Source organism: Streptomyces sp. HUAS MG56, assembly GCF_058673395.1.
In genome coordinates this window covers 7,456,683-7,482,240 of sequence record NZ_CM178722.1, presented here as the reverse complement: position 1 = coordinate 7,482,240, position 25,558 = coordinate 7,456,683, and the positions used below count along the sequence as shown (strand labels likewise).

The following is a 25,558-nucleotide window of genomic DNA, read 5'->3' as shown; positions in this document are numbered from 1 at the left end:
CTCACGCGCCCGTCATGTGCACTCCGCCGTCGACGTGGACGATCTCGCCGGTGGTGCGCGGGAAGAAGTCCGACAGCAGGGCGACGACCCCGCGGGCGGCCGGGCCGGGGTCGGTGAGGTCCCAGCCGGCCGGAGCGCGGCCGGTGGTCCAGACGTCGGCCAGCTCGGCGAAGCCGGGGATGGACCTGGCGGCCATGGAGCGCAGGGGGCCGGCCGCGACCAGGTTGCAGCGGATGCCGCGGCCGCCGAGGTCGCGGGCGAGATAGCGGCTGGTGGACTCCAGGGCGGCCTTCGCGACACCCATCCAGTCGTAGTGCGGCCAGGCCACGCCCGCGTCGAAGGTGAGGCCGACGACCGCACCGCCGCGCCGCTCCAGCAGGGGCAGACAGGCGGTGGTGAGGGACTTCAGGGAGTACGCCGAGACCTGCACGGCCGTCGCGACGTCGGCCCAGGTGCCGTCGAGGAAGGAGAAGGCGCCCGGGGGCCCGTAGGCGATGGAGTGGACGACGCCGTCGAGGCGGTCGGTGTGCGCGCCGATCCGCTCGGCGAGGGTGCCGAGGTGGTCCTGGTCGGTGACGTCCAGCTCGATGACCGGGGCGGGTCTCGGCAGCTTGTCCGCGAACCGCTCGATCAGGGAGAGCCGGCCGAAGCCGGTGAGCAGCACCTCGGCGCCCTCCTCCTGGGCGATGCGGGCCACGTGGAAGGCGATGGAGGCGTCCGTGACCATGCCGGTCACCAGGACGCGCTTGCCCGCGAGCAGTCCGCTCACGCCACCGACACCCCCTCGGGCAGCTCCGCGACCAGCGGCGAGTCGTGGTCCTGGGGGCCGATCGCGCTGCCGCCGCCGGGCGAGCCGAGACCCGCGAAGAAGGCGGCGTTGGAGGCCGCGTGGTCGCCGCCCCACTCCGCGGGCACGTCGTCCTCGAAGTAGATGGCGTCGACGGGGCAGACCGGTTCGCAGGCCCCGCAGTCCACGCATTCGTCCGGGTGGATGTAGAGGGCGCGGCGGCCTTCGTAGATGCAGTCGACGGGGCATTCGTCGATGCAGGAGCGGTCCTTGACGTCGACGCAGGGCAGTCCGATGACGTAGGCCATGCTCAACTCCTTGTCCAGAAAGGTCGGTTCAGTCGACGGGGGTGCCGGTGGTGCGTTCACCGAGGGTCAGCACGGTGAGGGCGAGGACGGCCATGGCGGCGGCGATGACGCCGAACAGCGCGCCGGGGCCGTGGGCGTCGAGGACCGGCAGCAGGGCGAACGGCAGGGCGCCGGCGCTGAGTTTGGACAGCGAGTAGGCGGCGCCGGCGGCGGTGGCCCGGATCGAGGTCGGGTACTGCTCGGACAGATAGACGTGCGAGACGCTGGAGAAGACGTTGCTGAACAGGGTGTAGGCGAATCCGCAGACCACCACCAGGGCGGCCGAGCCCGCACAGGCGAAGCCGAGTCCGGCCACCACCATCGCGGCCGACGACAGGGCGATCAGGGTGCGCCGCTCGACCCGGTCCACGACGGGCAGGGCGAGCGCCGAGCCCACGGGGTACCCGAGGAAGGACAACGCCGTGAACCCGAGCCCGGCGACGATGCCGTACCCCTTGGCGGCGACGATCTGCGGCGCGAGCGTCCCGAAGCCGTAGTACCCGACGACCGAGAGCACGGAGAAGAGCCAGAGGACGAGGGTGCGCCGTCGCAGACCCGGCCGCAGGACGTCCCGGAAAGCGGCCGCGTGCGCGGGGGGCCCGGGCCGCGTCTCGGGTGGGGTGAGGAGCAGACCGCGGCCGGCCGCCTCCGCCTCCATGCGCGACACCAGCCGCTCCGCCTCGGCGGCGCGGCCGTTCACCGCGAGCCACCGCGGCGACTCGATCAGCCCCCGCCGCAGCAGCCACACCACGGCGGAGCCGAGCGCGCCGAGCACGAACAGCCAGCGCCAGCCCGCCACGCCGAGCGGGGTGCGCGGGACCAGCCACAGCGCGGCGAAGCCCACCGCGGGGACGCCGCAGAAGGCGAGCGTGTAGGCGCCGGAGATGAACCGGCCGCGCCGGCCGGCGGGCAGGACGTCGGCCAGGTAGCAGTCGGACAGGGCCTGTTCGGCGCCGATACCGAGGCCGGCGAGGAAGCGGGTGCCGATCAGCCACGCGGCGTTCGGGGCGAGCGCGCCGAGCAGCGAGAACGCCGAGTAGAGGGCGAGGTTGACGAGGAAGGCCCGGCGCCGGCCGAATCGGTCGGCGATCCGGCCGAGCGTCAGGGAACCGAGGAACTGGCCGAGGAATCCGGAGGCCAGCACGAGCTTGAGCGAGGTCGCGCCGAAGCCGAAGTCGCTCTGCAGGACCTTGCCGAGGGTGCCGGAGAGATTGTTCTCGAAGGTGTCGAAGAACAGGCCGACACCGATGACGGCCGTGAGTCTGCGGTGCAGCGGGAGGATCGGCAGCCGGTCCAGCCGGGCGCCGATCGGGGCGGGAGCGGTGACACCGCCCGCCGCCGCGGTGGTCTGGGACATGGATCGTGCTCCTTGGGGCGGGCGGACGTCGGGACGGCTCGGCGGGCGCGGGCCGGGGCTCAGGCGACCCGGGCGGCCTCGGCCGCCGCTGCCTGGCGGCGGATCTGCTCCGCGACGTCACCGCGTCGCACGGGCGCGCTGACCTCGTGCAGATAGGAGGCGACCTCGCGGTACGAGGCCCAGAACCCGACCTCGTGGTACGGCACCCCGCGCTCGGCGCAGTACTGCATGGTGAGTTCGCGGGCGCGCGGCAGGCTCTTCTGCGGCATGGCCGGGAACAGGTGGTGCTCGACCTGGTAGTTGAGGCCGCCGTAGAGGAAGTCGACGAGCAGGCTGGGCCGGATGTTGCGGGAGGTGAGGACCTGGCGCTCCAGCCAGTCCAGGGTCTCCTCCTCGCCGTCGCGGATCTGCATGCCCTTGTGGTTCGGGGCGAAGATCATCCCGAAGTAGACGCCGAGGGCGGCGTGCTGGACGACGACGAACGCGACCGCGAGCGCCGGGGACAGGACGGTGAGGACGAGGCCGAGGTAGACGGCGGTGCGCAGCAGGATCAGGAAGGTCTCCAGCGCGGGCCGCTTGGTCTTGCCCTGGGCGATGGACAGGACGGCCGTCTTCAGCATCTTGAAGCCTTCGAGCACGAGCAGCACGAAGAACAGCACGCTCTGGTAGCGCACGACGAGCTTCTGGGTGCCCTTGCGGGAGGGGTACTGCTTGATGTCGAAGATGGCGGTGCGCCGGCCGATGTCCGGGTCCATGTCCAGGTGGTTGGGGTTGGAGTGGTGCCGGTTGTGGTGGTTGACCCACCAGCCGTAGCTGACCCCGTTGACCAGGTTGGCGTGCACGTAGCCGACCGCGGAGGCGGCCTTCTTGCTGCGGAACATCGCCTTGTGGCCGGCGTCGTGCCACATGAACGCCGACTGGCCGCCGCACAGGCCCATCCACAGGGCCGTGGCGAGCTGCCACCAGGAGTCGCCCAGTGCGAAGAAGGCGGCGAACCCGATCAGCAGCAGGAGGGTGTTGAGGGCGAGCTTGCCCACGTAGTAGCGCGGGTCGAGGTCGAGCAGTCCCTCGGCCTTGACCCGTTTGAGCAGTTCGGCGAAGGTCGCCGAGGCGCCGGGGCGGGCTGTGGCCGCGGAGGCGGGGGCCCCGGCCGTCTGTATGTGCGGACGCTGCATGCGTTGCTCTCCTTGGGAGAAGTGCCCGGATCGGGCGGCGGCGCCGCGGCCGGGCGGAGCTGCGGGCGCCGCGAGTCGACTTCAGCTCCCGCGCGCGGTCACCGTCGCGGGCGGGGCTCACCCGGCGGACCGGGGCGACGGGAGCACAGTGCGGTGCTCCCGGGCCCGGACCGCCGGGCGAACGTGTGTCCAGCGTTCCGTGGAGCGCTGATGTGACACTGATGTCCCTCTGATCGGACGTGCGGTGCCTGCCGCGCTCAGGCGGCCGCCTCGGCGCGCAGCCGCTCGTCCAGGGCGCGCACGACGGCGTCGGCGGCCTCGGCGACCTGCTGGTCGTCGGGTGCCCCGATGACGGCCATCAGCTGCTCGACCATGGCGTGCTGGAGTTCCTCGGTGGACCGGCTCACGGCTTTCTCCTTGTCGGTGGTCTTTGACGATGCGGTGATCTCTGACGACGCGTCAGAAGGCGTTGCAGGCACGGAAGACGTGGGCGAAGCCGGGCAGCGAGGCCTGCGGGCCGTCGATGGCGACGTACTCGGGGATGCTCAGGTCGGGCGCCCACTTCTGCTTGTACGACAGCTGGGTCTGCGCCGGGTACAGCGCGGCACCCTCGGCCCACAGGGCGTGCATCAGCCACTGGAACGCCGGGCTGTGGCCATCGAGTTCGTGGCTCGCGTCCAGCCCGGTGAAGGGGGTGAACCCGAAGTGCAGCCACTCGACGCCCTCGGCCCGGAACACCTCGATGGCGTGCGCGTTGATGGCCTCCATCAGGCCCGGGGAGCCCTCGGGGATGCGGCGGCTGAGGTCGTGCATCCAGCCGGCCCGGCTGCCGTACACCGGGGAGTACGAGATGTAGGCGACCGGGGCGCCGTCGATGGTGCCGACGAAGAGCCGGCGGTGGGCCTGGGCCGGGCCGCCGATCTGGCCGACCAGGAACTCCAGTTGCTGGGCGCCGCCCTTGGAGCCGAGCCAGGCCGCGTCGATGGCGGCGATGGCCTCGCGCACGTCGGCGGCGTCGGCCTCCTGGATGGTCAGGCCGTTGCGGTGGGCGCGGGAGATCTTGTTGCGCAGCTGCATGAACTTGGTGCCGCGCAGGGTGAATTCGGCGAGGCTCGCCGCCCAGGAGGCGCCGACCTGGTTGACGGTGAAGCCGCGCCGGGCGTAACGCTCGGCGTCGGCGCGCTGGAGCTGGACGCCGACGAGGCCGAGCCCCTCGTCCCGGACGCGCTGCCGGAAGGCGTCGAGGAGGGTGTCGTAGTCCTCCTCGGCGGCGAAGGGGCCGCCGAACTGCACGGCCCAGCGGCCGGTGCGGCGGTACACGACGACCCCGTCCGCGCCCGGGGCGGTGAAGACGCTGTTTCCGCTGTTGAGCGCCAGGAAAGAACTCGGATTCTCACTCGCGGTGTGGGATCGTATCGCCTCCAGAATCCGGCTGTCGGTGCTGCTTCCGGTGGCGGCCTCGGTGGTGGTGGCGGTCATTCGCGTACCCCTTTCGGGAGCGTTTTCGCGGCATGGGAGTGTTGCAGGGAGTACAGCACCGCCGGACCGTCCGGGAAAAGGGCCGTTGGAAATTCATTGCCCTGCGTCAGAAGCGTGTCAGCATTCCGTCAGCGCACGGTGTCACTGTGGTGGACGTGAACGGCACGGAGCACCGGAGCCGGGATCCCGCCCTCCCCACCGTGGTACGCACCACCGCCGGATCGCGATGTCCGAACGCGGGTGAATGAGAATTCACCATTCCGGATCCCAGGAACCGCCGGCCGCCCCCGTCCCGGCGGACAATCCGCCCCGGCGGGCCGCTGAAGGAAATCGAGGCCCGCCGGGGCGAGGCGTATGCGGTCACCCTTCTCTGCCACCGCAGCACCACATCGGAAACACCGTCGCCGAGGAATTGTCATCAAGGGGGAAAGACATGCTGAGGTTCTCCGTTCTCGGACCACTGGAGATACGCACCGACGCGGGCCCGGCGGACGTCCCGGGCGATCTCCAGCGCATCCTGGTGCAGACGCTGCTGGTCAGCGAGGGCCGGCCGGTGTCCGGGGAGAGCCTGGCCGAGGAGATGTGGGGTGAGGCCGCCCCCGACAACCAGGCCAACGCCCTCCAGGCGCACATCAGCCGGCTGCGCCGCAGGCTCCGCACGCTGGAGCCGGACCGCGCGGCCTCGCGGGTGACGATCCATCCGGCCGGCTACCGGCTGGGCCTCGGCGAGGGCGAGCTGGACGCGGCCGAGTTCGTCCGGGCCGTACGGCAGGCGGAGGGCGCCGGCGCGGCGGACGCCGGCCGCACCGCCCGGCTGCTGGAGGACGCGCTGGCGCTGTGGCGCGGGGCGGTCTTCGGCGGTTTCCCCGGCGGCACGCTGTGCCAGCTGGCGGGCGCCCGCCTGGAGGAGTACCGGATGCGCGCGATGGAGCTGCGCTTCGACGCCGAGTTACGGCTGGGACGGCACGCGGCCGTCCTCGCGGAGCTGGCCGAGGCGCACACCAACCACCCGCTGCGCGAGCGCTTCTGCGAGCAGTTGATGATCGCCCTGTACGGCGCGGGCCGGCAGGCCGACGCCCTCGACGCCTTCCGCCGCATGCGCCGCCGCCTCGACGACGAGCTCGGCATCCAGCCCTCCCCCGCGCTGCGCCGCGTCGAGAGCGCGATCCTCGCCCACGACCCCGCCCTGAGCGGGGACGCCCACCTCCAACTGGCCTGAGGAACAGCGGTGTTGTCCCGCGTAAGCGGTTCGTCAGCCCCCGGTCAGCCCGCCTTGCCAGGCTGGGCGGACCAGTGGGGTTCCGTCACTTCACGTATGCAGGGGGAGACATGAGGTCCCGCGTCGAGGAACTGGCCGGCATACGCGACAGCGTGCTCGCCGGCCCCAGCGAGAGGGCGACGGCCGCCCAGAGGGCCAAGGGCAAGCTCACCGTGCGCGAGCGGATCGGCCTGCTGCTCGACGCGGGCTCGTTCCACGAGGTCGAGCCGCTGCGCAGGCACCGGGCGACCGGCTTCGGACTGGAGGCGAAGAAGCCGTACACCGACGGCGTCGTCACCGGCTGGGGCACGGTCGAGGGCCGTACGGTCTTCGTCTACGCCCATGACTTCCGGATCTTCGGCGGTGCCCTGGGCGAGGCCCACGCGGCCAAGATCCACAAGATCATGGACATGGCCCTGGCGGCCGGCGCGCCGCTGGTCTCCCTGAACGACGGGGCGGGCGCCCGGATCCAGGAGGGCGTGACCGCGCTCGCCGGATACGGCGGCATCTTCCGCCGCAACGCCGCGGCCTCGGGCGTGATCCCGCAGATCAGTGTGATGCTCGGCCCGTGCGCGGGCGGCGCGGCGTACTCGCCGGCCCTCACCGACTTCGTGTTCATGGTCCGTGAGACCTCGCAGATGTTCATCACGGGCCCGGACGTGGTCAAGGCCGTGACCGGCGAGGAGATCAGCCAGAACGGGCTCGGCGGCGCCGACGTGCACGCCGAGACCAGCGGCGTGTGCCACTTCGCCTACGACGACGAGGAGACCTGTCTGGAGGAGGTCCGCTATCTGCTCTCCCTCCTCCCCCGCAACAACCGCGAGAACCCGCCCCCGGTGCCCTGCGACGACCCCGCGGACCGGCGCTGCGCCGCGCTCGCGGACCTGGTGCCGGTGGACGGGAACCGGCCGTACGACATGGCGAAGGTGATCGAGGAGATCGTCGACGACGGCGACTTCCTGGAGGTGCACCAGCGCTGGGCGCGCAACGTCATCTGTGCGCTGGCCCGTCTCGACGGGCAGGTGGTCGGGATCGTCGCCAACCAGCCGCAGACCCTGGCCGGCGTGCTGGACATCGAGGCGAGTGAAAAGGCCGCCCGCTTCGTCCAGATGTGCGACGCCTTCAGCATCCCGATCGTGACCCTGCTGGACGTGCCGGGCTTCCTGCCGGGCGTCGGCCAGGAGCACGGCGGCATCATCCGGCACGGCGCGAAGCTGCTGTACGCCTACTGCGACGCGACCGTGCCGCGCATCAGCCTCATCCTGCGCAAGGCCTACGGCGGCGCGTACATCGTCATGGACTCCCAGTCGATCGGCGCGGACCTGACGTACGCCTGGCCGACCAACGAGATCGCCGTGATGGGCGCCGAGGGCGCCGCGAACGTCATCTTCCGCCGGCAGATCGCCGAGGCCGACGATCCCGAGGCCCGGCGCGCGGAGCTGGTCAAGGAGTACAGGAACGAGCTGATGCACCCGTACTACGCGGCCGAACGCGGCCTCGTGGACGACGTGATCGACCCGGCCGACACCCGCGCGGTCCTCATCGGGGCGCTGTCGATGCTGCGCACCAAGCACGCCGAGCGCCCCGCCCGCAAACACGGCAATCCCCCACAGTGACGGAGGTTCCCATGTCCGGATCCGCTCCCCTGTCCCCCGCGTCCCCGGTCCCCCCGATCCGCGTCGAGCGGGGTCAGGCCTCACCGGAGGAGCTGGCCGCGCTCGCGGTGCTGCTGCTCAGCCGCAGCGCCCTGACCGCGCCCGGCACCGCCCCCGCCACCCCCGGCGGCACCTCCTGGCGCCCGCACGCCTACCACGCCCCGCACAGCTGGCAGCGCTCCTGAGCCCGGCGGGGCCGCCGGGCGGTCCGGGCCGCTGCGCGCCCGGGCCGTCCGGCTCACGGCCGGGGCTCACTGCTTGGCGAGCGTGATGTCCTGGTCGGCCGTCGCGTGGAAGGCGGGCAGCGGGAGGTCGCCGATGAGGCCGGTGTCCGTGGGCCGCAGTTCCATGAGGGTGGCCTGGACGTGGGCCTTGCCGGTCTTGAGGGTCTCTTCGCCGGGCTTGCCGGAGTTCTTCCAGTGGTGCTCGGCGCCGTCGCACCGCGCGCCGCTGCCGCCGATGCCGTACCGGACGCGGGAGTCGCCCTGGCTGATCGAGGAGCTGACGAACACCGGTCCGGTGCCGGCGGTGCACCGGTAGGTGCCGGAGAGCGTGACGGTGCCGTCGGAGGCGAGCTTGCCGGTGGCGTCGACGGTGACGGTCTCCGTAGGCGCAGCGGGCGCGGCGCCGGCCGGGCCGACGGCGGCGCAGAGCAGGGCCGCGGCGCCGAGGGCCGAGGCGAGAGCGGGGCGAACGGGCATGGGGGTACCTCCCGGTTCCCTGGGGTGATGGGGTCGAGAGTTCCACTGGATACCGGGCGTCCGTGCCGCAGGGCGTGACCGTCACTCCAACGGTGGCGCGTCATGGAACCGTCCGGGAGTTGTCCGGGTGTTGTCACGCTTCACGGCGAGCGGTTCCGGCGCGTTCACGGCGGTCGCATGGTCTGAGGTGACGGGCGACGGCCGGACCCGCCGGCCCCGCTCACGTCCCGTTGTGGAGGTGCGCCATGTGCTCCTGCCGGTCCTCGTGCCCCGCGTCCGCCACGGCCCCGCGGCACCCGGTCGCCGCCCACCCCGAACAGGGCTGGACGCTGCTGTGCGACGGCTCGATCGTCTTCGACGACAGCGGCGAGCTGCACGCGGACGGCAGCGTCGTCCCGCCGTGCCGGCTTCCGGCGGAGCGGCCCCCGGCGGCGGTCTGAACGGCCTGGACGGACACCGGTCAGGGCAGTACGGCGAACCCGTCCAGCTCGACCATCGCCTGCTCGTCCCACAGCCGTACGACCTCCACGACAGCCATCGCGGGATAGTCCCGGCCCGCGAGGTCCCGCCAGATCCGGCCCAGCCGGCCCGCGTGGGCGCGGTAGGCGGCGACGTCCGTGGCGTAGACCGTGACCCGGGCGAGGTCGGCGGGGGTGCCGCCGGACGCGCGCAGGGCGGTGAGGAGGTTGCCGAGCGCCTTCTCGAACTGCTCGGGGAGCGTCGCGCCGGTGACCTTGCCGTCGGTGTCGAGGGCGGTCTGGCCCGCGAGGAACACCACACGGGAGCCGGCGGCGACGACGGCGTGCGAGAAGCCTGAGGGCGGGGAGAGGGTGGGCGGGTTGATACGCGTGAGGGTGGGCGGGTTGATTCGCGTGAGGGTGGGCGGGTTGACGCGCTCGGTGCTCACCGGGCCTCCTGATGGTCAGCGGTGGCGTACAACTCCTTGGCGATGATGCCTCGTTGGACCTCGCTCGCGCCCTCGTAGACGCGGGGTGCGCGCACCTCGCGGTAGAGGTGTTCGAGGAGGTGGCCGCGGCGCAGGGCGCGGGCGCCGTGCAGCTGGACGGCGGTGTCGACGACGTACTGCGCGGTCTCGGTGGCGAGCAGCTTGGCCATCGCGGCCCGCCCGGGGACGCCGGGGGCGCCCTGGTCGTACGCGGTCGCCGCCGCGTAGACCATCAGCCGGGCCGCCTCGGTGCGCAGCGCCATCTCGGCGACCTGGTGGGCGACGGCCTGGAGGTCCTTCAGCGTGCCCCGGAACGCCTCCCGCCGCCGCGTGTGGTCGACGGTGGCGTCCAGTGCGGCCTGGGCCATGCCGACCGCGAACGCGCCGACGCTGGGCCGGAAGAGGTTCAGGGTGCCCATGGCGACGGCGAAGCCGCGGTCGGTCTCGCCGAGCACGTCGGCGGCGGTGACCGGGACGGCGTCGAAGCGAAGGGCGCCGATGGGGTGCGGGGAGAGCATCTCCAGGGCGGTGCCGGTGAGTCCGGGGCGGTCGGCGGGGACGAGGAAGGCGGTCACGCCGCGGGCTCCGGCGCCGGGTGTGGTGCGGGCGAAGACGGTGTAGAAGTCGGCCTCGGGGGCGTTGGAGATCCAGCACTTCTCGCCGGTGAGCCGCCAGCCGCCGATGCCGGTGCCGTCCGGCTCGGCGGCGAGGGAGAGCGCGGCCGCGTCCGAGCCGGCGCCGGGCTCGCTCAGCGCGAAGGCCGCGACCGCGCTGCCGTCGGCGACCTTCGGCAGCCAGTGCTTGCGCTGGGCCGGGCTGCCGTGGGCGTGCACCGGATGGGCGCCGAGGCCCTGGAGGGCGAGGGCGGTCTCGGCCTCGGTGCAGGCCTGCGCGAGGGACTCCCGCATCAGGCACAGGTCGAGCGCGCCGGAGGTGAACAGCCGCTCCAGCAGGCCGAGTCGTCCGAGTTCGGTCAGGAGCGGCCGGTTGACGTGGCCCGGCTCCCCCTGGTCGGCGAGCGGGCGCAGCCGTGCGGCAGCGAGCGCGCGCAGTTCGGCGCACCAGGCGGTCTGCTCCGGTTCGAGTGAGAATGCGGGCACGGCCGGTCCTCCCTCCGGGGCGGGCCACGGGGCGCCCCGCCCTTCCTCGTTGCCGTCTTCCCTCTGACGTTATCGCGCTAGCTTGACTGCCGTCACCAAGACGATACGCTCCAGGCACGAGCCCGCCGCAGAGTTCCGTCCGTCACGGCAAGGGGGCGAACCGCCATGCACGTCACGGCCCACGTCGACACCTTCGCGCGCGACCATCTGCCCCCGCCGCACGAGTGGCCCGAGCTGCGGTTCGACCTGCCGGAGCTGTGCTACCCCGACCGGCTGAACTGCGCGGCGCAGCTGCTGGACCACGCCGACGCGGACCGCCCGGTCTTCCACACCCCGGAAGGCCCCAGCTGGACGTACGGCGAACTGCGCGCCCGCGTCGACCGGATCGCGCACGTGCTCACCGGCGACCTCGGTGTGGTCCCCGGCAACCGGGTGCTGCTGCGCGGCCCTACCACACCCTGGCTCGCCGCCTGCTGGCTGGCCGTGCTGAAGGCGGGAGCGATAGCGGTCACCGTGCTGGCCCAGCAGCGCCCGCACGAGCTGGCGACGATGTGCGAGATCGCCCGGGTGCGGCACGCGCTGTGCGACATACGCGCGGTGGCCGACCTGGTGAAGGCCGGGACACCGGACCTGCGGATCCTGACCTACGGCGGGGACGGCCCGGACGACCTGCTGTGCCGCCCGGCGCCCGACACCCCGTTCCCGGCGGTCGACACCGCCGCCGACGACATCGCCCTGATCGCGTTCACCTCCGGCACCACGGGTCGCCCGAAAGGGTGCATGCACTTCCACCGGGACGTGCTCGCCATAGCGGACACCTTCTCCCGGCACGTGCTGCGCCCCCGGGCGGACGACGTCTTCGCCGGCTCTCCCCCGCTCGGCTTCACCTTCGGCCTCGGCGGGCTGGTGATCTTCCCGATGCGGGCCGGTGCCAGCAGCCTGCTGCTGGAGCAGGCCGGCCCGAAACACCTGCTCCCGGCGATCGCCGGGCACCGCGTCTCGGTGCTGTTCACCGCCCCGACCGCCTACCGCGCCATGCTGGACGAGCTGGACGGGCACGACGTCTCCTCGCTGCGGCGCTGCGTCTCGGCCGGCGAGAACCTGCCCGCGGCCACCTGGCGGGCCTGGCACGAGCGCACCGGCGTGCGGGTCATCAACGGCATCGGCGCGACCGAGCTGCTGCACATCTTCGTCTCCGCCGCCGACGAGCACATCAGACCCGGGACCACGGGGGTGCCGGTGCCGGGCTGGCAGGCCCGGGTGCAGGACGCGGACGGCCGCCCGGTGCCCGACGGCGAGCCCGGGCTGCTGGCCGTGCGCGGCCCGGTCGGCTGCCGCTATCTGGCCGACCCGCGTCAGCGCGGATACGTCCGCGGCGGCTGGAACGTCACCGGCGACACCTATGTCCGCGAGCCCGACGGCTACTTCCGCTATGTGGCCCGCGCCGACGACATGATCATCTCGGCCGGGTACAACATCGCCGGGCCGGAGGTGGAGGACGCGCTGCTGCGCCATCCGGACGTGGTGGAGACGGCCGTCGTCGGCCGCCCCGACGCGGCGCGCGGACAGGTCGCCGTCGCGTACACGGTGCTGCGCGCCGGGGCGCCGCGCGACCCCGAGGCCCTGCGCCGCTTCCTGCTGGGGGAGCTGGCGCCCTACAAATGCCCGCGCGTGTTCGTCTTCCTGGACGCGCTGCCGCGCACCGCCACCGGCAAGCTGCAGCGGTTCCGTCTGCGCACCGATGGTGACCAGCAGTGATGCCGAAGACCTAAAATGATCAACGTGTCCGAGCAGCACGCCCCCCGGTCCCTCATCGTCACGCTCTACGGCGCGTACGGCCGCTTCATGCCCGGCCCCGTGCCCGTCGCGGAGCTGATCCGGCTCCTGGCCGCGGTCGGCGTGGACGCGCCCTCCGTGCGGTCCTCGGTGTCCCGGCTCAAACGGCGCGGCCTGCTGGTGCCGGCCCGCACGGCCGCCGGCGCCGCGGGCTACGAACTCTCCCCCGAGGCACGCCAGTTGCTGGACGACGGCGACCGCCGTATCTACGCGGCGGCGCCGCCCGGGGACGAGGGCTGGGTGCTGGCGGTCTTCTCCGTGCCCGAGTCGGAGCGGCAGAAGCGGCACGTGCTGCGCTCCCGGCTGGCCGGCCTCGGCTTCGGCACGGCGGCCCCCGGGGTGTGGATCGCCCCGGCGCGGCTGCACGAGGAGGCGGAACACACCCTGCGCCGCCTCCACTTGGACCCGTACGTCGACTTCTTCCGCGGTGCGCACCTGGGCTTCGCCCCGACGACCGAGGCGGTCGCCCGCTGGTGGGACCTGGCCGCGATCGCCAAGGAGCACGAGCTCTTCCTGGACACCCACGCCCCGGTGCTGCGCGCCTGGGAACACCGCCCGGGCACCCCGCCCGAGGAGGCCTACCGCGACTACCTCCTCGCCCTCGACTCCTGGCGCCACCTGCCCTACACCGACCCCGGCCTGCCCACCGACCTGCTGCCCGCGGGGTGGCCGGGCCTGCGCTCGGCGGAGGTCTTCCGCGCACTGCACGCACGACTGCGGGACGCGGGCGCGGAGTTCGCCGGGGTGTGAGGCGTCGGACGCGGCAGCGGGCCGCACCGACAGCTCAGCGGCCGAGGGTGAGCCGGGGCTTCGGGGCGTCCGTGCGGCCGGTCTGCGGGCGGCGGCTGCCCGCGCGGTAGGGGGCGGGCCAGCCGACGCCGGGGCCGTCGTAGCCCTGCTCGGCCGCCGCGTGCAGGGTCCAGTGCGGGTCGTACAGATGCGGGCGGGCGAGGGCGCACAGGTCGGTGCGTCCGGCGAGGATCAGGGAGTTCACGTCGTCCCACGAGGAGATCGCGCCGACCGCGATCACCGGGATCCCTGCCTCGTGGCGGATCCGGTCGGCGAACGGCGTCTGGTACGACCGCCCGAACTCCGGGCGCTCCTCGGCCACCACCTGCCCGGTGGAGACGTCGATCGCGTCGGCGCCGTGCGCGCGGAAGGCCCGGGCGATCGCGACGGCGTCCTCGGCGCTCGTCCCGCCCTCGGCCCAGTCGGTGGCGGAGATGCGGACGGTCATCGGCCGCTCGGCCGGCCACACCGCGCGGACGGCGTCGAAGACCTCCAGCGGGAACCGCAGCCGCTTCTCCAGCGAGCCGCCGTAGCCGTCGGTGCGGCGGTTGGTGAGCGGGGACAGGAAGCCGGAGAGCAGGTAGCCGTGGGCGCAGTGCAGTTCGAGCAGATCGAACCCGGCCCGTGCGGCCCGCCAGGCGGCGGCCGTGAACTGCTCGCGCACATCGGTCAGTTGGGCCCGCGACAGCTGCCGCGGCAGCTGGCTGCCCGGCTTGTACGGCAGCGGGGAGGCGGCGACGAGCGGCCAGTTACCCGTGGGCAGCGGCTCGTCCATGCCCTCCCACATCGGCCGGGTGGAGCCCTTGCGGCCGGCGTGCCCGAGCTGCACCCCGATCGCCGTGCCCGGCGCCTGCTGGTGCACGAAGTCGGTGACGCGCCGCCACGCCTCGGTCTGCCGGCCCGTGTACAGCCCGGCGCAGCCCGGGGTGATCCGGCCCTGCTCGCTCACGCACACCATCTCGGTCATCACCAGCCCGGCCCCGCCGAGGGCGCGGGCGCCGAGGTGGACGAGGTGGAAGTCGCCGGGGACGCCGTCGACGGCGGAGTACATGTCCATCGGCGACACCACGACCCGGTTGCGCAGGGTCAGTCCGCGCAGCCGGAACGGGGTGAACATCGGGGGCGTGCCGGGCGGGCAGCCGAACTCGCGCTCGACGGCCCCGGTGAAGTGCGCGTCGCGCAGCCGGAGGTTGTCGTGGGTGACCCGGCGGCTGCGGGTGAGCAGGTTGAAGGCGAACTGGCGCGGCGGCTGGGCGCGGTAGCGGGCCAGGTCCTCGAACCACTCCAGGCTCGCCCGGGCGGCCCGCTGGGTGGAGGCGACGACGGGCCGGCGCTCCGCTTCGTACGCGGTCAACGCCCGTGCCACGTCCGGCTGTTCCTCCAGGCAGGCGGCGAGGGCGAGCGCGTCCTCCACGGCGAGCTTGGTGCCGGAGCCGATGGAGAAGTGGGCGGTGTGGGCGGCGTCGCCGAGAAGGACCACGTTGGTGTGGGACCACCGGTCGTTGACCACCGTCCGGAACGTCGTCCAGGCCGACTTGTTGGAGCGCAGGGGGCGGCCGCGCAGGGCCGCCGAGAAGATCTTGGCGCACCGCTCGACGGACTCCGCCGGCTCCGGCTCCTCGAATCCGGCCGCCCGCCACACCTCCTCGCGCATCTCCACGATCACGGTGGAGGCGTCGGCCGCGTACGGGTAGCCGTGCAGTTGCACCGGGCCGTGCTCGGTCTCGGCGATCTCGAAGCGGAAGGCGTCGAAGGGGAAGTCGGCGGCGAGCCAGATGTAACGGCAGCGGTGTGCGCTCACCCGGGGGCCGAAGGCGTGGGCGTACGCCTCGCGGGTGGTGCTGTGCACCCCGTCGGCGGCGATGACGAGGTCGTACTCGGCCGACAGCGTGTCCGGGCGCGGGGCCTCGGTGCGAAAGCGGATGTCCACGCCGAGGGCGTGGCAGCGCTCGTGCAGGATCTCCAGGAGGCGCCGCCTGCCCAGTGCGGCGAAGCCGTGGCCGCCGGAGCGGTGGGTCGTGCCCCGGTGCACGATGTCGATGTCGTCCCAGCGGACGAAGTCCCGGCGCAGGGCCTCGTAGACCACGGGGTCGGCATGTTCGATGCCGCCGAGGGTCTCGTCGGAGAGGACGACGCCGAAGCCGAAGGTGTCGTCGGGGGCGTTGCGCTCCCACAGGGTGATCTCGCGGGCCGGGTCGAGGCGCTTGAGCAGGGCGGCGGCGTACAGACCGCCGGGACCGCCCCCGATGACGGCGACCTTCATGCCGGTGTCACCTCCCCTGCCACTTCGGCGGGCGCTTCTCGGTGAACGCCGCGTGGAACTCGGCGTAGTCCTCGCCGTTCATCAGCAGAGCCTGGGCCTGGGCGTCCAGTTCGACCGCGGCGGCCAGCGGCATGTCCAGCTCGGCTGTCAGCAGGGCCTTCGTCTGGGCGTGGGCCAGGGCCGGGCCGTCGGCGAGGCGGCGGGCGAGGGCCTGGGCCGCCTCGTCGGCGTGGCCCTCGTCCGTCAGCTCGCTGATCAGGCCGATGCGCTCCGCCTCGGGGGCGCGGACCGGCTCGCCCAGCATGAGCAGGCGGGTGGCGTGGCCGAGGCCGACGACCCGGGGCAGCAGATAGGCCGCGCCCATGTCGCCGCCGGACAGGCCGACGCGGGTGAAGAGGAAGGCGAAGCGGGCCGAGGGGTCCGCGACGCGGAAGTCGGCGGCCAGGGCGAGGACCGCGCCCGCGCCCGCCGCCACCCCGTGCACGGCGGCGATCACCGGGAACGGGCATTCACGGATCGCCCGCACGACCTGGCCGGTCATCCGGTTGAAGTCGAGCAGCTGGGCGGTGTCCATGGCGAGCGTGGCGCCGATGATCTCGTCCACGTCGCCGCCGGAGCAGAAGCCGCGGCCCTCGCCGGCCAGCACCAGGGCGCGCACGGCACGCTCCCGGGAGAGCTCGGCGAGCAGATCGCGCAGGTCGGCGTATCCGCCGAAGGTGAGGGCGTTGAGTCTGTCGGGGCGGGCGAGGGTGACGGTGGCGACCCCGTCGGCGAGAGAGACCCGCAGGTGCTCCCAGTCGGAGGTGCGGGCGGCGGAGCCGGTGAAGGGACTCATGACGTGCGGCCTCCTTGGCTGGGGTCCGTACGTGGCGCTGTGTCCCTCGAAGTTATCACCTGTTTCTGACTGTCGTCACGAGGACGCGACATGCCTGTGTCACCGATCGGCGACAGGGCCGTAACAGCGGGGACGGGTGGGGGACACGGGGCGTTCGCCTGGGTAAGCCGCCTGGTACCGGGGTCCGGGCCGACAGGGCCGGGGTCCCGGGCGAAGCCCCCAGGCCGTCCCCGTGGCCGGGGCCCGTACCATTCCTACAGTCGAAAGCAGGACAGCCTGCTCCATGAACGGACTCGCCTTGCACGAACGCCCCACCGAATCGGCCTCCTGGCGCATCGCGCTGCCGCACACCGCCGCGGCGGTGCCTGTGGCGCGGGCCCTGGTGCGCACGGCTCTCGCCGAGGTGGAGCACACGGCCGACAGCGACACCGCGGAGCTGCTCACCGCCGAGCTGGTGGCCAACGCGGTGGAGCACACCGCCGGGCGCGGCCCGATAGAGCTGGTGGTGCGGCTGCTGCCGACCGGCTGCCAGGTCGAGGTGCACGACGCGGACCCGGCGCCCCCCGGCCATCTGACCCGGCCGGTGATCGAGGTGCCGGACCCCTGGCAGGAGGACGGGCGCGGGCTGCTGCTCATCCGTGCCCTCAGCTCGTCCTGCGGGCACCGCCCCACCCCGTCGGGCAAGGCGGTGTGGTTCACACTGCCTGTGGTTCCCGCTCAGCGGCGGCGCTCGCAGTGACCTCGGGGGCCGCGGTGGCCAGGGTGGAGTGCCGGCGGCCGTAGGCGGCGTAGATCGCGAGGCCGACCGCGAGGAACACGGCGAACTGGATCCAGGTCCGCCAGCCGGTCTCGTACATCAGGTACAGGCAGAAGCCGATGCCGAGCAGCGGGCCCACCGGGTAGAGCGGGACGCGGAAGCTGCGGGTGAGGCCCGGTTCGCGGCGGCGCAGGGCCAGCACCGCGATGTTGACGACGGCCATGATCGCGAGCGTGCCGATGGTGCACAGGTTCATCACCGCGTCCAGCGAGGCGAAGGCCGCCGGGAGCGCGAAGACCACGGCGACGATCAGGGTGCCGGCGACCGGGGTGGCGGTCTTCGGGTTCACCTTCTCGAAGACGCGCGGGATCAGGCCGTCCCGGGACATCGACATCAGGATGCGGGTCTGGCCGTACATCACCGCGAGGACGACGGAGGCGATGGCGACGACCGCGCCGAAGGCGATCACGCCGCCGCCGACGGTCGAGCCCGTGACCTCGTTGACGACGTAGGACAGGGCCGCGGGGCGGCCGGCGACCTGCCTGCCGCCGACGGCGCCGATCGCGGCGAGCGCGACCGCGCAGTACAGCACGGTCACGATGCCCATGCAGACCATGATCGCCACGGGGATGTCCCGGCGCGGGTTCTTGGCCTCCTCGCCGGCGGTGGTGATCGCGTCGAAGCCGATGTACGAGAAGAACGCGGCGGTGGTGCCCGCGCCGATGCCGCCGAGGCCGGCCGGCGAGAACGGGGTGAGGTTGCCGTGCTTGAAGGCGCTGTAGCCGATGGCGCAGAAGGCCAGCAGGATGACGAGCTTGACGGCGGCCATCGCGGCCGTCGCCCGGGCGCTCTCGCGCACGCCGCGCACCAGCAGCACCGAGGCCATGGCGATGACGATCACGGCGGGCAGGTTGACGATCCCGCCGTCGCCGGGGCCGGCCGACAGCGCGGCGGGGAGCTGGACTCCGGTGAGGCTGTGCAGCAGTTCGTTGACGTACTGGCTCCAGCCGACGGCCACGGCCGAGATCGAGACGCCGTACTCCAGCAGCAGGCACCAGCCGACCAGGAAGGCGGTGGACTCGCCGAGGCCGGCGTAGGCGAAGGAGTACGAGGAGCCGGAGACCGGGATCGCGCCGCCCAGCTCCGCGAAGGAGAAGGCGGTGAAGACGCAGGTGATCGCGGCGAGCACGTAGGAGACGACGACGGCCGGACCGGCCTGGGCGACGGAGTCGGAGAGGCCGACGAAGATGCCGGTGCCGACGATGGCGCCGACGCCGAAGCAGATGAGCTGGAAGAGGCCCATCGTGCGCTTCAGGCCGTGTCCCTCGCGGTCGGCGCCGGATTCGGCGACAAGCGCTTGCGGGGACTTGATGCGGGGAGCGGGCATGCGGGTGGTGCTCGTTTCTCGGTGGTGCGGACGACCGTCGTGGGGTCGTCGTGGCGGCACGCGCGGTCGCCGTGGGACCGCGCCGACGGCACCGAAAGGGGTGTTTTCGGGCCGCCGGTCAGGATAAGGCCTGGTGAGGCCGGTCAGGCAAGGCTGTGTGACGCGGATCGGGCGAGGGTGGCCACGAGGACCGCCTTGATCGTGTGCATCCGGTTCTCCGCCTCGTCGAAGACGACGGAGTGCTCGGACTCGAAGACCTCGTCGGTGACCTCCAGCTCGGTCAGTCCGTGCCGCTCGTGGATCTCCAGGCCGACCTTGGTGCCGAGGTCGTGGAAGGCCGGCAGACAGTGCAGGAACTTCACGTCAGGGTTCCCGGTGGCGGCGAGGACGTCCATGGTCACGGCGTACGGGCCGAGCAGCGCGATGCGCTCGTCCCAGACCTCCTTGGGCTCGCCCATGGACACCCAGACGTCGGTCGCGATGAAGTCGGCGCCGCGCACACCCTCCGGCACGTCCTCGGTGAGCGTGACCCGGGCGCCGGAGGCGGTGGCGAGCTGCCGGGCGACCGCGACGATCGTCTCGTCCGGCCACAGCACCCTGGGCGCGACGATCCGCACGTCCATGCCGAGCAGGGCGCCGGTGACGAGGTAGGAGTTGCCCATGTTGTAGCGGGCGTCGCCGAGGTAGGCGAAGGTGACCTGGTCCAGCGGCTTGTCGGTGTGCTCGGTCATGGTGAGCACGTCGGCGAGCATCTGGGTGGGGTGCCACTCGTCGGTGAGGCCGTTGTAGACGGGGACGCCGGCGTGGGCGGCCAGCTCCTCGACGACACCCTGGCCGTGGCCCCGGTACTCGATCGCGTCGAACATGCGGCCGAGCACGCGCGCGGTGTCCTTCACGGACTCCTTGTGCCCGATCTGGGAGCCGGCCGGGTCGAGGTAGGTCGTGTGGGCGCCCTGGTCGGCGGCGGCGACCTCGAACGCGCAGCGGGTGCGCGTCGAGGTCTTCTCGAAGACCAGCGCGATGTTCCTGCCCTTCAGGTACTGCGGCTCGGCCCCGGCCCGCTTGGCGGCCTTCAGCTCGGCCGCCAGCTCGACCAGGCCGCGGAACTCCTGCTCGGTGAAGTCCAGCTCCTTGAGGAAGTGGCGGCCGGCAAGGGCGGTCGGGACTGTCGCCATGGGGGCGCTCCGGAGGTACGTGAGGGACAGGACTTTGGAATTCTATACGACGTCCTGAATTTCTATACAGCCTCCTCGGGGTCCGCTTCATCACACCGGCCGGGGACACCGCCCCGGCACGCCCATCAGTCCCCTCGGGCCCAGCGGTCAGACGGGGTCGCGCTGCACCGGGCAGCTCATGCAGCGCGGGCCGCCCCGGCCCCGGCCCAGCTCGCTGCCCGGGATCTCGATCACCTCGATGCCCTGCTTGCGCAGGTGGGTGTTGGTGGTCGCGTTGCGCTCGTAGGCGACGACGACGCCGGGCTCGACCGCGAGCACGTTGCAGCCGTCGTCCCACTGCTCGCGCTCGGCGGCGTGCACGTCCTGGGTGGCGGTCAGCACCCGGATCTCACCGAGGCCGAGGGCGGCGGCGATGGCGCGGTGCATGTGCTCCGGTGGATGGTCGGTGACCTTCAGCTCCCGGTCGCCGACGCCCGGTTCGATGGTGTATGAGCGCAGCATGCCGAGGCCCGCGTACTGGGTGAAGATGTCGCCGTCGACCATGGTCATCACGGTGTCGAGGTGCATGAAGGCGCGCCGCTTGGGCATGTCGAGCGCGACGATCGTGCGCGCGGAGCCGGCCGCGAACAGCTGGTAGGCCAGCATCTCCACGGCCTGCGGGGTGGTGCGCTCGCTCATGCCGATCAGCACGGCGCCGTTGCCGATCACCAGCACGTCGCCGCCCTCGATGGTGGACGGATGGTCGGCCTGCCCCTGCGACCAGACCCGGAACGTCTCGTCGCGGAAGAGCGGGTGGTGCCGGTAGATCGCCTCGAAGTGGACGGTCTCGCGCTGCCGGGCGGGCAGCCGCATGGCGTTGATGGCGACCCCGTCGTAGATCCAGGCGGAGGTGTCGCGGGTGAACAGGTGGTTGGGCAGGGGGCCGAGGAGGAAGTCGTCGAGGTCCATCACATGGAAGCGGACGGACGTCGGCTCCGCGTGCGCCTGGAGGAACTCCCGCTTGGTCATGCCGCCCACGAGCGCCTCGGCCAGTTCCCGCGCGGGCAGGGCCGCGAAGGCGGCGCGCAGATGGTCGGCGGCGAGCGGGCCGTACTCCTTCTCGTGGAAGACCCGGTCGAGGACGAGGTCGCGGGCCGCGGGGAGTTCGAGGGTCTCGGTGAGCAGGTCGCCGAAGAGGTGCACGGCGACACCGCGGTCGCGCAGGACGTCGGCGAATCCGTCGTGCTCGGCGCGCGCCCGGCGCACCCACAGCACGTCGTCGAAGAGGAGGGCGTCCTTGTTGCTGGGGGTGAGCCTTTTGAGCTCCAGGTCGGGCCGGTGCAGGATGACGCGGCGCAGCCGACCGGCCTCGGAGTCGACACGGTAGGTCATGCCTCCATCCTGGCCGCACGCGACCGTCTTCACGCCCCTGTCGCCCGTTTCTGCCACTTCCTGTTCTCGTCTCATTGACGAGAAGCGCAACCCGGCGACGCCCCCGGCAGCAACCCCGGTGTGCAGGCCGTCGCCGACGACACCCATACCGCCTGGGACTGCGTGCTGGTGGGACCGGCACCGAAGCGGACCGTCCGGCCCGGGGCCGGACGGTCCGCTTCGGTGTGTGCGAGCGGCGGCTGCGGCTGGTCGGCTGACCAGGTCGTACGCCCTCAGGCCCTACAGACGGGGGTCGACGGGCTCCGACTCCAGGGCCAGCACCCCGAACACGGCCTCGTGCACCCGCCACAGCGGCTCGCCCTCCGCGAGCCGGTCCAGGGCCTCCAGGCCGAGGGCGTACTCGCGCAGCGCCAGGGACCGCTTGTGGTTCAGGAACCGCTGCCGCAGCCGGGCCAGGTTGTCCGGCCGGGTGTACTCGGGCCCGTAGACGATCCGCAGGTACTCCCGCCCCCGGCACTTGATGCCGGGCTGCACCAGCCGCCCCTCCGGGTTCCGGACCACCGCGCCGACCGGCTTGACCACCATGCCCTCGCCGCCGCGGCCGGTCATCTCCAGCCACCAGTCGACACCGGCGCGCACCGACTGCGGGTCACCGGTGTCGACGTACAGCCTTCTGGTCGTCCGCAGCAGCCCGGTGCCGTCGTGCTCCACCAGCCGGTCGAGCAGGGCCAGTTGCTCGTCGTGCGGCAGCGCGGCGAGGCTGCGGCCCTGGACGGCGAGCAGCTGGAACGGGGCCAGGCGGACGCCGTCCAGGCCGTCCGTGGTCCAGCAGTAGCGGCGGTAGGCGGCGGTGAACGCGGCCGCGTCGGCCGCCCGTTCGCGCTGGTGCTCCAGCAGCCCGCCGACGTCCACGCCCCGCGCGGCGGCGGCCTCCAGCGCGCCGAGCGCGCCCGGGAACACCGCGCCCGACGCGGCGCCCACGGCCGCGTACTGGCCGCGCAGCAGACCCGAGGCCTTCAGCGACCAGGGCATCAGCTCGGCGTCCAACAGCAGCCAGTCGGTGGCCAGTTCGTCCCACAGTCCGGCGTCCGTCACCGCCGAGCGCAGCCGGGCGAGGATCTCCTCGGTCACCGTCTCGTCGTCGAAGAAGGGGCGCCCGGTGCGGGTGTAGAGGGACCCGGTCGGGCCCTGCACGCCGAAGCGCCTCGCGGCCGCCGCCGCGTCGCGGCACACCAGGGCCACGGCCCGCGAGCCCATGTGCTTCTCCTCGCACACGACCCGCCCGACGCCGTCGCGCGCGTACTGTGCGAAGGCCTCCTCGGGGTGCTCCAGGTAGCCATCCACCTGTGACGTCGCCGTCGGCGCCATGGTCGGCGGGAGGTACGGCAGCAGGCGCGGGTCGATCGCGAAGCGGCTCATGACCTCCAGGGCCGCCGCCGCGTTCTCCTCGCGCACCGCGACCATGCCCGCGTGCCGGGTCTCGACGGCCCGGCGGCCGTGCACGTCGGCCAGGTCCAGCGGCCGGCCGTCCTGCCCGCCGGGCGCCTCGGCGCGCAGGGGGCGGGCCGGCTCGTACCAGACCCGCTCGGCCGGTACGTCGACCAGCTCGCGCTCCGGCCAGCGCAGCGCGGTCAGCTTGCCGCCGAAGACGGCGCCGGTGTCCAGGCAGATGGTGTTGTTGAGCCAGGACGCCTCCGGGACCGGGGTGTGCCCGTAGACGACGGCCGCGCGGCCCCGGTAGTCCTCCGCCCACGGGTAGCGCACCGGCAGCCCGAACTCGTCGGTCTCGCCGGTGGTGTCGCCGTACAGGGCGTGCGAGCGGACCCGGCCGGAGGTGCGGCCGTGGTACTTCTCGGGCAGACCGGCGTGGCAGACGACCAGCCTGCCGCCGTCGAGGACGTAGTGGCTGACGAGGCCGTCCAGGAAGCGGCGTACCTCGGCCCGGAACTCCTCGCTCTCGCCCTCCATCTGGGCGATGGTCTCGGCGAGCCCGTGGGTGTGCTGGACCTTGCGGCCCTTGAGGTAGCGGCCGTACTTGTTCTCGTGGTTGCCCGGCACGCACAGCGCGTTGCCGGACCCGACCATCGACATCACCCGGCGCAGCACGCCCGGCGAGTCCGGGCCGCGGTCGACCAGGTCGCCGACGAAGACGGCGGTACGGCCCGCGGGGTGCACGCCGTCCGCATAGCCCAACTTGGCCAGCAGCAACTCCAGTTCGGCCGAGCAGCCGTGGATGTCGCCGATGATGTCGAAGGGGCCGGTGAGGTGGGTCAGGTCGTTGAAGCGCTTCTCGGTGACGACGGTGGCGCCGTCGATCTCCTCGACCCCGCGCAGCACGTGCACCTTGCGGAAGCCCTCGCGCTCCAGGTGCCGCAGGGAGCGGCGCAGTTCGCGGATGTGGCGCTGGATGACCCGGCGGGGCATGTCGGCGCGGTCGGTGCGGGCCGCGTTGCGCTCGGCGCACACCTCCTCGGGCACGTCGAGGACGACGGCGATGGGCAGCACGTCGTACTTCTTCGCCAGTTCGATCAGCTGGCGCCGGCTGTCCTGCTGCACGCTGGTGGCGTCCACCACCGTGCGGCGGCCGGCGGCGAGGCGTTTGCCGGCGATGTAGTGCAGGACGTCGAAGGCGTCCCGGGTCGCGCTCTGGTCGTTCTCGTCGTCGCTGACGAGGCCGCGGCAGAAGTCGGAGGAGATCACCTCGGTGGGCCTGAAGTGCCGCCGGGCGAAGGTGGACTTGCCGGAGCCGGAGGCGCCGACGAGGACGACGAGGGAGAGGTCGGTGACGGGCAGGACCCGTCCCGTGTGCTGCGTCTCGGTCATGCCGCCTTCGCCTCCTTCTCGGTGTCGTCGCGGTGGAACAGGGCCATCTGGGTGGGCGGGCCGACCTCGGGGTCGTCGGGGCCTATGGGGGTGAACTCGACGTCGTAGCCGTGGAGTCCGGCGATCCGGGCGGCCCAGGCGCGGAACTCCTCACGGGTCCACTCGAAGCGGTGGTCGCCGTGCCGGACGTGCCCCGCGGGCAGGGTCTCCCAGCGGACGTTGTACTCGACGTTCGGGGTCGTCACGACGACCGTGCGCGGGCGGGCGGCGCCGAACACCGCGTACTCCAGGGCGGGCAGCCGGGGCAGGTCGAGGTGCTCGATCACCTCGCTGAGCACGGCGGCGTCGTAGCCCTTCAGGCGCTTGTCGGTGTAGGCGAGCGAGCCCTGGAGGAGCCGGACCCGGGACGCCTGGCGCTCTCCCATGCGGTCCAGCTTCAGCCGCCGCGCGGCGATGGTGAGCGCCCGCGCCGACACGTCGAGCCCCACGATCTCCGTGAACCGCGTGTCCTTCAGCAGTTCCTGCACCAACTGCCCCTGTCCGCAGCCGAGATCGAGCACCCGGGGGGCGCCGGACGCCCGGAGCGCGGCGAGGATCGCCTCCCGGCGCAGCACGGCCAGCGGGGTCGGCCTCTCCTCGGCCTCCGTCTCCTCGGCGACCGCGTTGTCGATCTCCTCGACCTCGCTGTCGTCGGCCTCGGCGAGCCGGACCAGCTCCAGCCGCTCCGTCGCCTGCCGGGTCAGCGACCAGCGACGGGAGAGGTACCGGCTGGTGATGAGCTTCTGCTCGGGGTGCCCGGGCAGCCAGCCCTCGCCCGCGCGCAGCAGCTTGTCGACCTCGTCGGAGGAGACCCAGTAGTGCTTGGCGTCGTCGAGGACGGGCAGCAGCACGTACAGGTGGCGCAGGGCCTCGGCGAGCGTCAGGGTGTCGGACTCCAGGACGAGCCGGACGTAGCGGGAGTCGCCCCACGCGGGGAACTCGGTGTCGAGCGCGACCGGTTCGGCCGTGACCGTCCAGCCGAGCGGCTCGAAGAGGCGGTGGACGAGGCCGGGGCCGCCGCGCGCGGGCAGCGCGGGCACCTCGACACGCAACGGCCGCGCCCGCTCCGGCAGTTCCGGGCGGGCGGCGCACACCCCGCGCAGGGCGCTGGAGAAGACGCCGCTCAGCGCGACCGCGAGCAGCGAGGAGGCCGCGTAGGGGCGGTCGTTGACGTACTGCGCGAGCGCCGCGTCCGGAGCGCCGCCGCGGCCCTTGCCCTTGCCCCGCCGGACCAGCGCGACCGTGTCGATCTCCAGGAGCAGCGCGGCCGTGCAGCGCTGCTCGTCCGCCTCGGGGTAGAAGACGTGGGCGGTGCCATGGGACGTGGAGAACTTCTGCGCCTTGCCGGGGTGCTTGTGCAGCAGGTACCCCAGGTCGGTGGCCGGGTGGGCGGCGTCGCCGCGCGTCGAGATCGTCAGGAACACCTCAGCGATTCTTCCGGGCCCCGCCCCCGGTGACCACCCGTTTTCCCGGCCGCT

At 72.8% G+C, this 25,558-nt stretch carries 23 protein-coding genes; 7 read left to right on the top strand and 16 right to left on the bottom strand.

What is annotated here, in order from left to right; translation table 11 throughout:
• Position 1: 1 nt before the first annotated feature.
• From fabI to AC4OXY_RS35105, 6 genes are all read right to left on the bottom strand, one after another.
• Positions 2-769: an enoyl-ACP reductase FabI gene (gene fabI, locus AC4OXY_RS35130; protein WP_356021625.1), complete on the bottom strand. Its 768-nt coding sequence runs from the start codon at positions 767-769 to the stop codon at positions 2-4.
• Complete coding sequence (fdxA, locus tag AC4OXY_RS35125) at positions 766-1,095, bottom strand: ferredoxin (RefSeq protein ID WP_356021623.1); 330 nt, start codon at positions 1,093-1,095, stop codon at positions 766-768. The genes fabI and fdxA overlap by 4 nt, the downstream gene beginning before the upstream one ends.
• A gap of 28 nt (positions 1,096-1,123) precedes the next feature.
• Positions 1,124-2,491, bottom strand: coding sequence for an MFS transporter (locus AC4OXY_RS35120; RefSeq protein ID WP_356021621.1), 1,368 nt, complete (start codon positions 2,489-2,491; stop codon positions 1,124-1,126).
• Positions 2,492-2,550: 59 nt separating this feature from the next.
• Entirely contained in the window at positions 2,551-3,666 is a 1,116-nt protein-coding gene (locus AC4OXY_RS35115; protein WP_356021619.1) for a fatty acid desaturase family protein, read from the bottom strand.
• 257 nt (positions 3,667-3,923) lie between these two features.
• Positions 3,924-4,073, bottom strand: coding sequence for a hypothetical protein (locus AC4OXY_RS35110; protein WP_356021618.1), 150 nt, complete (start codon positions 4,071-4,073; stop codon positions 3,924-3,926).
• A 52-nt stretch (positions 4,074-4,125) separates the two neighbouring features.
• Positions 4,126-5,145 carry a DUF2156 domain-containing protein gene (locus tag AC4OXY_RS35105; protein ID WP_362821623.1) on the bottom strand — a complete coding sequence of 340 codons (1,020 nt, stop codon included), beginning with the start codon at positions 5,143-5,145 and terminating at the stop codon, positions 4,126-4,128.
• A 433-nt stretch (positions 5,146-5,578) separates the two neighbouring features.
• Here AC4OXY_RS35105 and AC4OXY_RS35100 point away from each other — a divergent pair, with 433 nt between their 5' ends.
• The 3 genes from AC4OXY_RS35100 (at position 5,579) to AC4OXY_RS35090 (ending at position 8,243) form a co-directional block, all read left to right on the top strand.
• Entirely contained in the window at positions 5,579-6,364 is a 786-nt protein-coding gene (locus AC4OXY_RS35100) for an AfsR/SARP family transcriptional regulator (RefSeq protein ID WP_356021614.1), read from the top strand.
• 110 nt (positions 6,365-6,474) lie between these two features.
• Complete coding sequence (locus AC4OXY_RS35095) at positions 6,475-8,019, top strand: acyl-CoA carboxylase subunit beta (protein WP_376286808.1); 1,545 nt, start codon at positions 6,475-6,477, stop codon at positions 8,017-8,019.
• Positions 8,020-8,030: 11 nt separating this feature from the next.
• Positions 8,031-8,243 (top strand): acyl-CoA carboxylase epsilon subunit, encoded by a 213-nt coding sequence (locus AC4OXY_RS35090; protein ID WP_356021610.1) that lies wholly within the window; start codon positions 8,031-8,033, stop codon positions 8,241-8,243.
• Positions 8,244-8,309: 66 nt separating this feature from the next.
• Here AC4OXY_RS35090 and AC4OXY_RS35085 read toward each other — a convergent pair whose 3' ends face one another.
• On the bottom strand, positions 8,310-8,759 hold the full coding sequence (locus AC4OXY_RS35085) for a DUF6299 family protein (RefSeq protein WP_376286811.1): 450 nt from the start codon (positions 8,757-8,759) through the stop codon (positions 8,310-8,312).
• A gap of 245 nt (positions 8,760-9,004) precedes the next feature.
• Here AC4OXY_RS35085 and AC4OXY_RS35080 point away from each other — a divergent pair, with 245 nt between their 5' ends.
• Positions 9,005-9,199, top strand: coding sequence for a DUF5999 family protein (locus tag AC4OXY_RS35080; RefSeq protein WP_356021606.1), 195 nt, complete (start codon positions 9,005-9,007; stop codon positions 9,197-9,199).
• Between the two features lie 20 nt (positions 9,200-9,219).
• Here the strand turns inward: AC4OXY_RS35080 and AC4OXY_RS35075 are convergent, their stop codons facing one another.
• Positions 9,220-9,627: a RidA family protein gene (locus AC4OXY_RS35075; protein ID WP_362821644.1), complete on the bottom strand. Its 408-nt coding sequence runs from the start codon at positions 9,625-9,627 to the stop codon at positions 9,220-9,222.
• Positions 9,628-9,662: 35 nt separating this feature from the next.
• Positions 9,663-10,805, bottom strand: coding sequence for an acyl-CoA dehydrogenase family protein (locus AC4OXY_RS35070; RefSeq protein ID WP_491991643.1), 1,143 nt, complete (start codon positions 10,803-10,805; stop codon positions 9,663-9,665).
• 165 nt (positions 10,806-10,970) lie between these two features.
• On the opposite strand from AC4OXY_RS35070, the gene AC4OXY_RS35065 reads away from it, so the two are divergent.
• Both AC4OXY_RS35065 and AC4OXY_RS35060 read left to right on the top strand, forming a co-directional pair.
• A complete protein-coding gene (locus AC4OXY_RS35065; RefSeq protein ID WP_376286817.1) occupies positions 10,971-12,563 on the top strand; it encodes an AMP-binding protein in 1,593 nt (530 codons plus the stop codon).
• A gap of 15 nt (positions 12,564-12,578) precedes the next feature.
• On the top strand, positions 12,579-13,391 hold the full coding sequence (locus AC4OXY_RS35060) for a PaaX family transcriptional regulator (RefSeq protein WP_491991642.1): 813 nt from the start codon (positions 12,579-12,581) through the stop codon (positions 13,389-13,391).
• Positions 13,392-13,425: 34 nt separating this feature from the next.
• On the opposite strand, the gene AC4OXY_RS35055 is transcribed toward AC4OXY_RS35060, so the two are convergent.
• Together AC4OXY_RS35055 and AC4OXY_RS35050 are read right to left on the bottom strand one after the other, a co-directional pair.
• Positions 13,426-15,693: a bifunctional salicylyl-CoA 5-hydroxylase/oxidoreductase gene (locus tag AC4OXY_RS35055; RefSeq protein WP_376286821.1), complete on the bottom strand. Its 2,268-nt coding sequence runs from the start codon at positions 15,691-15,693 to the stop codon at positions 13,426-13,428.
• 7 nt (positions 15,694-15,700) lie between these two features.
• The gene (locus tag AC4OXY_RS35050; protein WP_356021597.1) at positions 15,701-16,528 is read right to left on the bottom strand and encodes an enoyl-CoA hydratase family protein; all 828 of its coding nucleotides are present in this window, start codon (positions 16,526-16,528) and stop codon (positions 15,701-15,703) included.
• A 283-nt stretch (positions 16,529-16,811) separates the two neighbouring features.
• On the opposite strand from AC4OXY_RS35050, the gene AC4OXY_RS35045 reads away from it, so the two are divergent.
• Positions 16,812-17,267, top strand: a complete 456-nt coding sequence (locus tag AC4OXY_RS35045; protein WP_491991641.1) for an ATP-binding protein — start codon at positions 16,812-16,814, stop codon at positions 17,265-17,267.
• Here AC4OXY_RS35045 and AC4OXY_RS35040 read toward each other — a convergent pair.
• The 5 genes from AC4OXY_RS35040 to AC4OXY_RS35020 all read right to left on the bottom strand — a co-directional run bounded on the left by AC4OXY_RS35040 (position 17,224) and on the right by AC4OXY_RS35020 (position 25,504).
• Positions 17,224-18,672: an amino acid permease gene (locus tag AC4OXY_RS35040; RefSeq protein ID WP_362821628.1), complete on the bottom strand. Its 1,449-nt coding sequence runs from the start codon at positions 18,670-18,672 to the stop codon at positions 17,224-17,226. The two genes, AC4OXY_RS35045 and AC4OXY_RS35040, sit on opposite strands and share 44 nt — an antisense overlap.
• Positions 18,673-18,815: 143 nt before the next feature.
• On the bottom strand, positions 18,816-19,847 hold the full coding sequence (gene argF, locus AC4OXY_RS35035; RefSeq protein ID WP_376286828.1) for an ornithine carbamoyltransferase: 1,032 nt from the start codon (positions 19,845-19,847) through the stop codon (positions 18,816-18,818).
• A gap of 147 nt (positions 19,848-19,994) precedes the next feature.
• Complete coding sequence (locus AC4OXY_RS35030; RefSeq protein WP_356021590.1) at positions 19,995-21,218, bottom strand: arginine deiminase; 1,224 nt, start codon at positions 21,216-21,218, stop codon at positions 19,995-19,997.
• Between the two features lie 279 nt (positions 21,219-21,497).
• Positions 21,498-24,041 carry a polynucleotide kinase-phosphatase gene (locus AC4OXY_RS35025; RefSeq protein WP_376286831.1) on the bottom strand — a complete coding sequence of 848 codons (2,544 nt, stop codon included), beginning with the start codon at positions 24,039-24,041 and terminating at the stop codon, positions 21,498-21,500.
• Entirely contained in the window at positions 24,038-25,504 is a 1,467-nt protein-coding gene (locus tag AC4OXY_RS35020; protein WP_491991640.1) for a 3' terminal RNA ribose 2'-O-methyltransferase Hen1, read from the bottom strand. The genes AC4OXY_RS35025 and AC4OXY_RS35020 overlap by 4 nt, the downstream gene beginning before the upstream one ends.
• Positions 25,505-25,558 lie beyond the last annotated feature (54 nt).